We start from the raw sequence: 10,307 nt of genomic DNA, 5'->3' as shown, positions 1-10,307 counted from the left end.
AACGGCCTATTACAAAACACTACCGCCCAAACCATAACTTCGGCGGACCCGACAATCGAAACATGTTCATTGGCCAAGTGGAACTTGAAGAAGGTGACTTCCTTTATCCAGGCCAAACGAGAAATCTTGTGGTTACCTTTCTAAACGTGCGCGGTCTACGAAAACACCTAGCCATCGGTACCGAGTGGCGCATACAGGAAGGGTTACGCCTTGTCGGTTTTGGGGTCGTTAAGCGTGTTCTCGAAGCCTAACATTCCAATGCACCGGACCTCCGGCAAGCTGCGCTTGCCTGCGTCCGGTGATTTCCAACGTTAGGCCGCTTTAATGCACCCTCCTTTTTCCCTTCGTATCCACCATCCATTAAGGAAATAGAATGAATTTACAAAACCTCGTCAAACTTATTAAAAATGTCGCTGACGAACAGAATTACTCGGTGACCGGGGGTGATGTTAAGTTTCAAGTATTCATCGACAAATACAATGCGGTGGCATTTGAAGTCTGGGCTAACAGTTCATCTGGCTATGTTCAAGTGCATCAATGGGAAGGCGGAGAAAGCGAAGATAGTGGCAAATACGGTCGTGGAGTCTATTCACTTCGCAATTACAGTGATGCCGTTCAATTTTGCAACATTATGATTGCCAGTGCCGCTCTCCGAGCTAGACGCCCATCGGCCTAACACCACAATCCACCGGACCTCCGGCAAGCTGCGCTTGCCTGCGTCCGGTGATTTTCAACGTTAGGGCTCCCATTTCACATGGCCTTTTCTCGAATCTTGGCGCTAATACCATTCGTTTGGTATTTATCTGCCTGCGATACATTCCGCGTACGCATTTCCGATGTGAGGTTTCGAGAAACTGTGGTTCCGGTCACATTCGATCAAATAGTCCAAGTGGCCACCGAGGTCGCACAAGCAAGGGGGTTTAAGGCCGAAGCATGCCTCCCAAACTTCGGAGAACGTTGCCGTGCGTTCCGAGGTCCTGTTTTCCTGGAAGTCTATTCCTTCGACGCTGGCGCTCGAATGCGCGTTGTGGACACATCAGCCGTATCGATCGGAGAGCCTATAGAAGCGGAGATTTCCCGTAAGCTTAGCGAGAGGTTCGGGAGAGAAAGGGTAGAAATAGTTGAGGTCAATCGATGAATCCTACCTATTTTGTCTCCAACAACTGGTGAAATTAAAATTCGTTATGCATCGACCGTCTCGCCCTAACCCTGCGCTTAACCTCGTTCGCTTCGCTCACTGGACTCGGTCAGGCTGCGCCTGCCCTCGCCGGTTAGCTTCACGTTATGCGTCGTAGTCATTGCCACCTGGAACCGCAAAGTGCATCGGGTGGCGCTCGCCGTCCTCATCCTCTTCGTAAGTCGGCGGGCAAACCGTGTTCCACCATTCGCACTTTGTCATCAGCCGGAAGCCTTCCGGCATGCTCTCGCGTTCAAACTTCGCCACCGCCTCGCGCATCTTCTCTTCGCTCGGGTAGCAGCCTTTTCCAAGGCCAATGGTCGCCACTCCATCAACGCCTTCTCCATTGGTTACGCTCACCTTCAGTTCAACTTCAATCGGGCCTTGAATCTTCATTGTCTTTCTCCGTATTAAAAATCCGCATAACACAGCGGTCGATGTCGCGCTTCGCGCTGGACCTTCGGCAACTGGCGTTGCCTCGGCCCATCACCTAAGCGTTAGGCGTTCCAGTCGTGCGTAAGCCCCGTCAACTCAACGTGCAACAGCAGAATGCACGCACCTTGCGTTCACTCCGCGAAACTGCGGAGTACTGGCGCACCCATCCTGTGCCAGAGGCACTGCTGCGTGCTTCCCAGCAGCGAACTGTTGATCTCTCAAAGGCAGTCGTTATCGATCTCGAAATTGACTACCCTGGCATTCAAGGAATGTTTGGAGTTCTGCTTACCCAAAATGAGAGATTCATCGAGTTTGAAATCGACAATGGAGATTCGGAACCCGAGGTCTACGAATGGCGAGACGTGACCGACAGTCAGAACCTCGGAAAGCACAATAGAGGCATTGGTGTTGGCGCCGGTGCCTTGGCAATTCAGGTTCTTCATGCGCTCAACACCTAACATTGCGGTCAAGGCCGCTCCCTCCGGTCGCTGGACGCTGCGCGATAAAGCGCCGCGCCGCGCAGCGCCCCTTACCTACAACGTTAGCCCTATTTGCGCATGACTACCGAATCCTCCACCAGCAAGAAGTTCTCAGACGCCATCCTGGACGTCGAAGTCATCGAAGCCATTCTGAAAAATCTCACTTGGTTCTTCGCCGCCGCGACCATCATGCGGGTAGTTCCACTCGCAATATCACTTCGAGAGTACCTCTTTGTCGTGCTGGCCTTCTGCGCCTTCATTGGTATCGTGTTTCTCAACCTCGCCTATGGTGTAAAGAAGATACTGCTGCCCATCGATATAGCCATGGGAGCGCATCTCTCAATCGTCAAAGATTTGAACAAACTCCCCGGACAATCCGACGCCAAGCGTCTAAAAAGAACCTTTTCCTTCCTCTTCTGCACCAAGGGCGGCTGGAGCTACCTGATTGTGTCTTTCATGTTCATGTGGTTTGTTCTTACTGCGTTGCAGTTGCTCTCTATACCAACGCCGCACTCATGAGAACAGCATCCCACAGGGCTAACCATCGCTTCGAGGGGACGGCCTGCAAGCTGCGCTTGCAGCCCCCCTCCACCCTTCGGGCTTCGGTCGCCCCTCAAGCTAAACGTTAGGCATCGCAATGTTCTCTCTACGATCCGCTGAAACAGTTGTCGCTCTGGAAGGCTTTCCCCAATCATCGGTTGGTGCGCCATGCCCCGCAATTGTTGCCACTGAACACTCATTGGCTGTCCTGTTCTATGTCGAGGAACCGGACCCCAACTGGGACGGAACCTATGTGCGTATGGTCGGCGTCGAGTCTTCCGGTGAACCCGCTGCGGTTGTGACGTTTGAGCGGCCATCTATTCACACGTTCGGCCCGCCAAATGATGAGGCATTTGCTGGCCACCGTCTGGCGTCAAAAGGCCTTCGCCCGTATGGCGCCTTCGAGATCCTGAACTCTCAGTGGATTCGGCTGCTTGAGAAGATGAATTCTGTTCATCCGAGGCATGACCAAAAAATGTACATGGAGGGGAAACGGCACTTCATCCTTACCTTTCACGACACCACTTTTGAGTGCGTTGCTCGCGGTTATTCCATTGAACTCGCCCGCGCTTCCATCAAGGAACTACTCGCGAAGCATATCGAGGCCGTCAATGCCTAACACTGCGGTCAAGGCCGCTCCCTACGGTCGCTGGACGCTGCGCGATAAAGCGCCGCGCAGCGCCCCTTACCTTCGACGTTGGGCGTCCAAAGGCCACGTCGCATGAGCTACGAAGAAGAAACCGAGAAGGAGCCGTTCACGCCCGAAATGGAGGCCGCAATGCGACAGATCGCCGTCGATCGAGCGCCGGGCGAGCTTGCGCAATTCGCCGGGGCCGAAGGAGACGCCGAGGCATTTACTCATCTCCCGTCCGCCGCGGCAGCGGCCTTCCATCTTGGGCAGTTTGGCGAAGCCAAACAGTTTGCCGAGCGCGCCCTCGCTTTGGCGCCTGCGTTTCAAGACAACTGGAACTACGGCAACGCCATTCATCTTGGGCATGCCGTCCTGGGGCTTCTGGCGCTGAATGAACAAGACTCTGTGGCCGCAATCGGCGAGCTTCATGCGTCAGGGAAAACGCCAGGCTCTCCGCAACTCAATAGTTTCGGGCCGACCATGCAACTTGCCAAAGCGCTTCTAAAGCTTGGCCACGTTGAGCCCGTGCTGGCCTACATTGAACAATGCCGGGTGTTCTGGGAGATGGGCGGCACTTGGCTCGATCTATGGGAGCGCAAAATCCGTGAGGGTCACGTTCCAAATTTCTTTCAGCATAGTTATGCGTAAGTGGACGCCCAACCCTGCGGTCAACCGGACCTTGAACGTTAGAGGGCTCATGCGCACTATTGCCACTATCCTCGCTGTCCTGCTGTTGTCGCTCTCTGCATCCGCGGCGCAACCCGGGCGCACGTTGCCATTTACGCAGGCGCAAAATCAAGATGGGTCCAAGTTCGTCTGGTTCATCTTCGGTAACGCCGGTTTCAACTACGCCTATGTTCCCGCCAAGGATCTACCTAGCTCTCCAAACTTCCGCGAAGTGTCAGAGCCACAACCCGGTGATGTGGCGTGGTGGCCTGGCTTCATCGCAATCGTCAAATTGCATGATGGCAAGCTTGTCTCGTATCTAACCGCAGAGAGTGAGCGCGCCTTGGAAGAGATCGAAGGCTTGTTCGGCAAACCAAAGTTCTATCGCTATGTTGTTCGCAACTAAGACCTCTAACCCTGCGTTCGAGGCGACCTGCGCGAAAAGCCGCGCAGGCGCCTCAACTCCACGTTAGAAGTCATAAGCCTGTATGCGCGCTGCAATCACTAAAGTGCTAGTTTTGCTGCCAAGCCTCGTAACTCTTTGGCGTTTCATCGGGCAACTTTTGGCACCCGATTCATGCTTGGATCATGGCGGCAGTTTTAACTATTCCTCTTGGGAATGTAGCTTCACCGAAAGCTTCCCATACGTGGCCACGCCGTTCTTCAGCCTTAGTTCATTCTGGCTTTTCGTAGGGTGTGCCATAGCCACATTGGTTGCACTCCGCTTCAATCGCGGGAGTAAAAATGCCTTCTAACATTACGGTCAAGGCGCGGCCTTCGGCCGCTGGGACGTCCCGCAAGCGGGCCGCCCCTTACCTAAAACGTTAGAGCGCAAGGTGAAGTTTCTCCGTTACTTACTTTTTCTTGCACTCACCCCTGCGGTTCTCATCGGTGGGTGCACCGGGCTAGTTGTCGGCGACGGGATGTTTTACGTCACGGGCGAACTTTCCGTCCCAACAAAAAATTGCGAAATTTATCTGTTGTCAGAATCAGGAGGGCGCCTGCCTCATGCGCAAAGAGCAATCGAACGCCAAGCCTTTTCGGAAGACTTTGTAGTTTCCCCAAAGCCAGAAAATTACGAGGTCATCGTCAGCTGTGAAGGCGTCATTCGGAAAACAGCAGTGGTTCGCTATGGCACCCAGGTTAATCCAGGCAAAGAGGTATCTCTTGGCAAAATTGCGCTCTAACACTCCGCTCAAAAACGCTCCCTTCGGTCGCTCGGACGCACCGCAAGCGGCGCGCCGTTTAGCTGCACGTTAGGTGTATTGAAAGATCACATGCCAGCAAACGGTGCCATCTATATACAGCGAGATGACGTCAATCTCGCTAATGTGTTTGAAAATGTTACCAGCGACAAAACGCTCTTTAGAAAACGAACTTACTTTGAGGTAAAGCTCGGCAACGATATTGTCCGGTTCAATCTTATGGAGTCTTCGCGGCTCAAAGCACACATAAGCTTGCCTGCGTCCGGTGATTTACAACGTTAGATGCTATGTCTATTGCCCCCGCACATGCCGCTGCTTTTTATCGAGAAGTTTTCGAGCATGGGATTGTCTGGGCCATCTGTGATTCAGGTGGCTTCGCCGCCCCTCTAGCCACTGATGGTACCTGACTCGATGGCTAACCTCTCGGTCAACGCGGACCGCCTGCAAGCTACGCTTGCAGGCGGTCCGCGGCTGCGCCGCTCCGGCGGCCGGTTACCTCAAACGTTAGCCCACATATGAAACGGCTCATCGCAACTGTTGCTTTCGCATTGACTGCCATTGCACCCCGGCTCGTACTTGGGCAGGAAGCGAATCCCGCCTTCTGGTTCTTGATGCCACTTTTCGGCCAGATTGCAGAATGCTCGAAACATGGCGAAGAGATGAGGGGGCGTCTGAAGGGGGCGCTTTTAGTGGCCAAGAAAACTTCTGATAGCGTCCTTCCATCTGAAACATGGGCTTTGCTTGAAGGGGCAATCCTTAGCACGGCCAATGAGTCAGCGCCCCCGGAAGTTAAGAGAGCATGTGATGCTCTAATTGAGCAATATCGGAGCCCTCAGTTCACGACGAGATTCCGTCAGTTTCTCGCAACCCAATTGGTATCGAGCGACTCACTTCGCTGTATCGTTCAACAGCCGTCTACAACGACTCAAGTGAAAACTGCCTGGCTTAAAGGTTTTGCTCGCAACAACTTCGAGTTGTCGGAAGAAGCAGTTGATAGTCTGGCTGCATCCATGGTGCAGCCACTAAACGGTCGTAGCCCCCCGCGCATAGAGGAGTGCGAACAAATCGCCCGGTACCTTGATAGCTCGGAATTTGATGCCCAATACAGCGAAGCTGGGGTTCGCAAACTGTTCGAGGGCCGGAAGTAATGTCGGCTAACCCTGCGGTCAAGGCTGCTCCCTCCGGTTGCTGGACGCTGCGCGATAAAGCGCCGCGCAGCGCCCCTTACCTTCGACGTTAGCCAGCACTATATGCCGCCCCCCGCCTTCGTCCGTCCGAAACTGTTCCGCTACTCTGAGCATCAATGGCTGATTCGTTCACTCATGTTGGGCGAGTTCCGCTTGGTGCCTGCCAGTTATTACGGCGAATTGCTTGGTGACTCGGCCCGTCACGACAATGAGCTTGTTCGCGAGAACGCTGTTCCAGGCGAAAAGGTCACAATTACTCATGTCGCAACTGGCCGACCGATCAAAGCTATAGGCGACGTTGTATTTCGAGACGAAGTCGGAACTAATTACTATACCCTTAGCTTCTCGAGCGCATTTGATCCATTCCTTTTTGACGAATTCGCTGGCTCGAATGCTTGCTTAGTGATTCACGAACCAGAAGAGGTTTGCGAACGCATCCACTTCTATGCCGAGCAGTTTCTACAGCGGTGGTCCGGCATTGATGGAGCAGTAGCTTACGGCCGAGAACACAAGTACGGCCCTACCTTCGTAAAGGACTGGAGGTATATCGTCCAGAAGGAATGGCGTTTTGCTTGGATGCCGCCTGAGAAAGCCGACATCTTGCCCCCTTTTTGCATACAAATTGGCAATATTGAGCGTTACGCCGAAATCGTGCCCCGGCCATCTGAAAAGGTGTCACGTGCTGGCTAACCCATCATTCCACTGGACCTGCGCGAAAAGCCACGCAGGCCGGTGAATTCAGACGTTAGCCTTCCTTATGCGCTACAACCAACGCATCGCCTTACTTCTCACCGTCCTGTGGCTCTGTTGTTCGTCGCTAGTCGTTGCTGACGAAACTGAAGTGCTAGGTCCCGACAAATGGCCAGAGACTGTTGATGCCGCCGTTCAAATGATTATTTCTCGTCTTCCTGAGAAGGATCAGGCATTAATAAAAGGTACGAAGAAAGAAGATCTAATTCAATACCATCACGGCTGGGGTACTGGCATCCGCAACTATTACGGGCTTTGGCGTGGCAATCGCAAGCTTCTTCTATCAGCTTGCGATGAAAAGCCCTGCCTTCCTGATGACGCGTCAACGAAGATCATTGAGGCAGTATGGGAAAGGTTGCAAAAATGACCCATCAGGCTAGCTTCACCTTGTATTTGAGTTAACCGTACTGATGGATACAACCCCACCGTAGATTTAGACTTGGAAACCGCCCCGCGTATTTTTATCAGTCTGCTACCCGCCATGAAGGCGGGCGAAGTTCTCGAAATCCGCCAGCGACAATGGACGACCAAACAGATAGCCCTGGTACAGGAAACAACCATTCGACTCCAGGAATTGTCGTTGTTCCTCAGTCTCGACCCCTTCCGCCAAGACGCCAAGTCCTAAGGTTTTTGCGAGGGCAATAACGGTCTTGGTGATCGCTGCATCGTTGGGATCCGTTAGGACATCGCGGACAAATGAACGATCAATCTTGAGCTTCTCCAGGGGCAGTCGCTTTAGATAGGAAAGAGATGAATAGCCGGTTCCAAAGTCGTCCAGCACAAAGTTGACCCCCCGATTTTTCAGCGCGGTTATCTTTGCAATCGTCCCTTCCACTTCAGTCAGCAGTTGGCTTTCGGTTAGCTCAAGCTTCAATCGGCGCGGATCAACGCCGGTTCGATCCAGAATAGCCACAACGCGTTCTACGAAGTCCTTTTGATGCAGCTGCTTTCCGCTGACATTCACGGCGACTGACAGATGGGCAAAATCGAGTGTTTTCTCCCATTCAACCAGCTGGCGACAGGCTGTTTCCAGCACCCACTGTCCAAGGGGAAGGATGAGGCCCGTTTCTTCGCTCAGCGGAATGAAGGTATCCGGCCCGACCATCCCTCGCTCCGGATGAAGCCAGCGCAAGAGTGCTTCCGCCGCGACACATCGACCACGGAGATCAATCTGTGGCTGATAATGAAGTACGAACTGCTGCTCCTGGATCGCCTTACGCATGTCGCGCTCCAAGACCAATCGGGTAGCCACGCCAGTCTGTACCTCGGGGTCAAAGAATCGCAGGGTATTGCGCCCTGCAGCCTTGGCCTGGTACATGGCCAAATCGGCCTGCTTGAGCATTTCCTCCAGCGTTTCGCCTTTGTTTCCAAACAGGGTCACGCCAATGCTGGGGGTGCAGTGATAGTCGTGATCATTGAGAAAGTACGGCCGACCCAATGCCAGCAGGATTTTTTCGCCAACCTTTTCTGCATGGGCGGCTGCGTCCTTGAGGATCGTGCCAAGGTCCTTCAGGATAATCACAAATTCATCGCCTCCGATGCGAGCAGCGGTGTCTCCCGCCCGGATGCAAGTACTGAGGTGCTTCGCGACCTCTTTCAATAGCAAATCGCCGCAATCGTGCCCGAGCGTATCGTTGATTGTCTTGAAATTGTCCAGATCGACAAACAGGAGTGCGCCGTAATTGCCACTTCGTTCACTGGCAATCATCGACTGCTTCAGGCGATCGCGCAGGAGTGTCCGGTTGGGCAGGCCGGTAAGCTGGTCGTAGAAGGCCAGCTCCTGGATTCGCTCTTCCGCCTTCTTGCGCTCGGAGATATCAAAGTGCGTCGCGACATAGTGGGTAATGACGCTCTTTGCATCGCGCACAGCCGAGATGGTGAGCCATTTCGGGAAGACTTCGCCATTCTTGCGTCGATCCCATATCTCACCCTGCCACCCTCCGGTTTGCTTAAGTTTCTCCCACATGTTTTGGTAGAAGCTATCGTTGTGCTGTTCAGACTTAAGCACCCTCGGAGTTTTGCCAACCAGCTCTTCAACCTGATATCCCGTCGAATCGGAAAACGCCCGGTTAACCCGGATGATGACGCCTTCGGCATCGGTGATCAGCGTCCCTCCCTGAGAATCAAATGCAGCCGCGGCAATGCGTAGCTGCTCCTCGGCTTCCCGGTTGGCCGCGAGCGCGGCGGTCAGGCGCCTGTTCTGGATTTTCTCCCTCAGCATCAACATGGCGACAATCAATGCCGATGCTGAAAACAGCGCGGCCAGGATGAATAGGCTATTGCGAGCGTTGGCCATATCATCCTGAAGATCAAGCTCGGAGACGCCGACGATGATCGCTATCGGGTAATCGGGCAATCGTTTGAAAAAGATATCACGTCGACTATTCGGTTCAAATGGACTGCCGACATCGAATACCTGGCCCTCTGCATCAGTCTGTAAATCCACACCGTAAGATTCCTTCAGATTGGCCATCTTTCGGTCATAAGCATCTTCATTGGGCCGTGGCAGGCGTGCAATAAGCTTCGGTTCAAGCGTCATCATGGTGACAGAACTGTGCCGCCCCAGGCTCATGGCCTTGAAGGGATCCATGAGCTGATCCGGAACGAGCGTCAGCATCACCATGCCATCGAAGTTTCCATCCTTGAGCAGCGGCCGTCCCACACGATATTGATACTTTCCGGTCATCTTGCCGAGGCGCGTTGCTCCAATGAACAAGGAATCACCCGAATGACCGGTGAAGTATTGAAAGTGATCCAGCTTGGCCATGGAACCGTAGGACTTGAGATGCTCATTAGGTGTTTCGGATTGGTAGACCACCCATCCGTTGCGGTCTACCACGGTTACCACGCCGAAAAATTGTTCCGAATGAGGCGCCCTGATGGTTTGCAGAAACTCCCGCCACTGGGTTCCCGTTCCGTGCTCGTAGTGGTAGGCCCGGAGAGCACGCAGATAGCTGTCCGCATAGTCGAACAGCCGTAAAGAACTCGCCTCGAAACTAAGCAACAGCCGCCTGGCTTCATCGTGCTTCTTGGCCCGATAGTCGGCATAGAGGCTTTGATAGCTGAGAACACAGCCCAAGGAGAAAATGACGGAAAGAAAAACAGCGAGTAGTACTACGGAGAAGTCTTTCCGCTTGTCCTTGAATAGAACTTGCTTGATAGACCTCCAAGGAGATTGGCTCAGCATGTGACTTTTTTGTGTCCAGCAAATCGGCAGACTGAAACGAGCCGTTAAGC

General features: G+C 53.5%; 13 protein-coding genes. 11 read left to right on the top strand and 2 right to left on the bottom strand.

What is annotated here, in order from left to right; all coding sequences use genetic code 11:
- The coding region (locus tag F1002_RS21360; RefSeq protein ID WP_223879712.1) for a hypothetical protein at positions 1-251 on the top strand (251 nt) is incomplete at its 5' end.
- 122 nt (positions 252-373) lie between these two features.
- Positions 374-676 carry a hypothetical protein gene (locus F1002_RS20395; protein WP_150430889.1) on the top strand — a complete coding sequence of 101 codons (303 nt, stop codon included), beginning with the start codon at positions 374-376 and terminating at the stop codon, positions 674-676.
- 606 nt (positions 677-1,282) lie between these two features.
- Here F1002_RS20395 and F1002_RS20390 read toward each other — a convergent pair.
- On the bottom strand, positions 1,283-1,573 hold the full coding sequence (locus F1002_RS20390) for a hypothetical protein (RefSeq protein ID WP_150430888.1): 291 nt from the start codon (positions 1,571-1,573) through the stop codon (positions 1,283-1,285).
- Positions 1,574-1,689: 116 nt separating this feature from the next.
- Between F1002_RS20390 and F1002_RS20385 the strand changes: the two genes are divergently transcribed.
- From F1002_RS20385 to F1002_RS20340, 9 genes are all read left to right on the top strand, one after another.
- Positions 1,690-2,070 carry a hypothetical protein gene (locus F1002_RS20385; protein WP_150427886.1) on the top strand — a complete coding sequence of 127 codons (381 nt, stop codon included), beginning with the start codon at positions 1,690-1,692 and terminating at the stop codon, positions 2,068-2,070.
- A 99-nt stretch (positions 2,071-2,169) separates the two neighbouring features.
- Entirely contained in the window at positions 2,170-2,610 is a 441-nt protein-coding gene (locus F1002_RS20380) for a hypothetical protein (RefSeq protein WP_150430887.1), read from the top strand.
- A gap of 118 nt (positions 2,611-2,728) precedes the next feature.
- A complete protein-coding gene (locus tag F1002_RS20375) occupies positions 2,729-3,250 on the top strand; it encodes a hypothetical protein (RefSeq protein ID WP_191090490.1) in 522 nt (173 codons plus the stop codon).
- Positions 3,251-3,352: 102 nt separating this feature from the next.
- Positions 3,353-3,910 carry a hypothetical protein gene (locus F1002_RS20370; RefSeq protein WP_150430886.1) on the top strand — a complete coding sequence of 186 codons (558 nt, stop codon included), beginning with the start codon at positions 3,353-3,355 and terminating at the stop codon, positions 3,908-3,910.
- A 49-nt stretch (positions 3,911-3,959) separates the two neighbouring features.
- Positions 3,960-4,334: a hypothetical protein gene (locus F1002_RS20365; protein ID WP_150430885.1), complete on the top strand. Its 375-nt coding sequence runs from the start codon at positions 3,960-3,962 to the stop codon at positions 4,332-4,334.
- Between the two features lie 430 nt (positions 4,335-4,764).
- Entirely contained in the window at positions 4,765-5,115 is a 351-nt protein-coding gene (locus tag F1002_RS20360; RefSeq protein WP_150430884.1) for a hypothetical protein, read from the top strand.
- A 533-nt stretch (positions 5,116-5,648) separates the two neighbouring features.
- Positions 5,649-6,281, top strand: a complete 633-nt coding sequence (locus F1002_RS20350) for a hypothetical protein (RefSeq protein WP_150430882.1) — start codon at positions 5,649-5,651, stop codon at positions 6,279-6,281.
- A gap of 102 nt (positions 6,282-6,383) precedes the next feature.
- Positions 6,384-7,010, top strand: a complete 627-nt coding sequence (locus F1002_RS20345; protein ID WP_150430881.1) for a hypothetical protein — start codon at positions 6,384-6,386, stop codon at positions 7,008-7,010.
- 67 nt (positions 7,011-7,077) lie between these two features.
- Complete coding sequence (locus F1002_RS20340) at positions 7,078-7,437, top strand: DUF6794 domain-containing protein (protein ID WP_150430880.1); 360 nt, start codon at positions 7,078-7,080, stop codon at positions 7,435-7,437.
- Positions 7,438-7,542: 105 nt separating this feature from the next.
- Here F1002_RS20340 and F1002_RS20335 read toward each other — a convergent pair whose 3' ends face one another.
- Entirely contained in the window at positions 7,543-10,257 is a 2,715-nt protein-coding gene (locus F1002_RS20335) for an EAL domain-containing protein (RefSeq protein ID WP_150430879.1), read from the bottom strand.
- Between the last annotated feature and the right edge of the window lie 50 nt (positions 10,258-10,307).

The sequence above is a fragment of the Dechloromonas sp. CZR5 genome (genome assembly GCF_008711155.1).
Taxonomy (GTDB): domain Bacteria; phylum Pseudomonadota; class Gammaproteobacteria; order Burkholderiales; family Rhodocyclaceae; genus Azonexus.
This window is presented reverse-complemented; position numbering and strand designations above follow the sequence as displayed.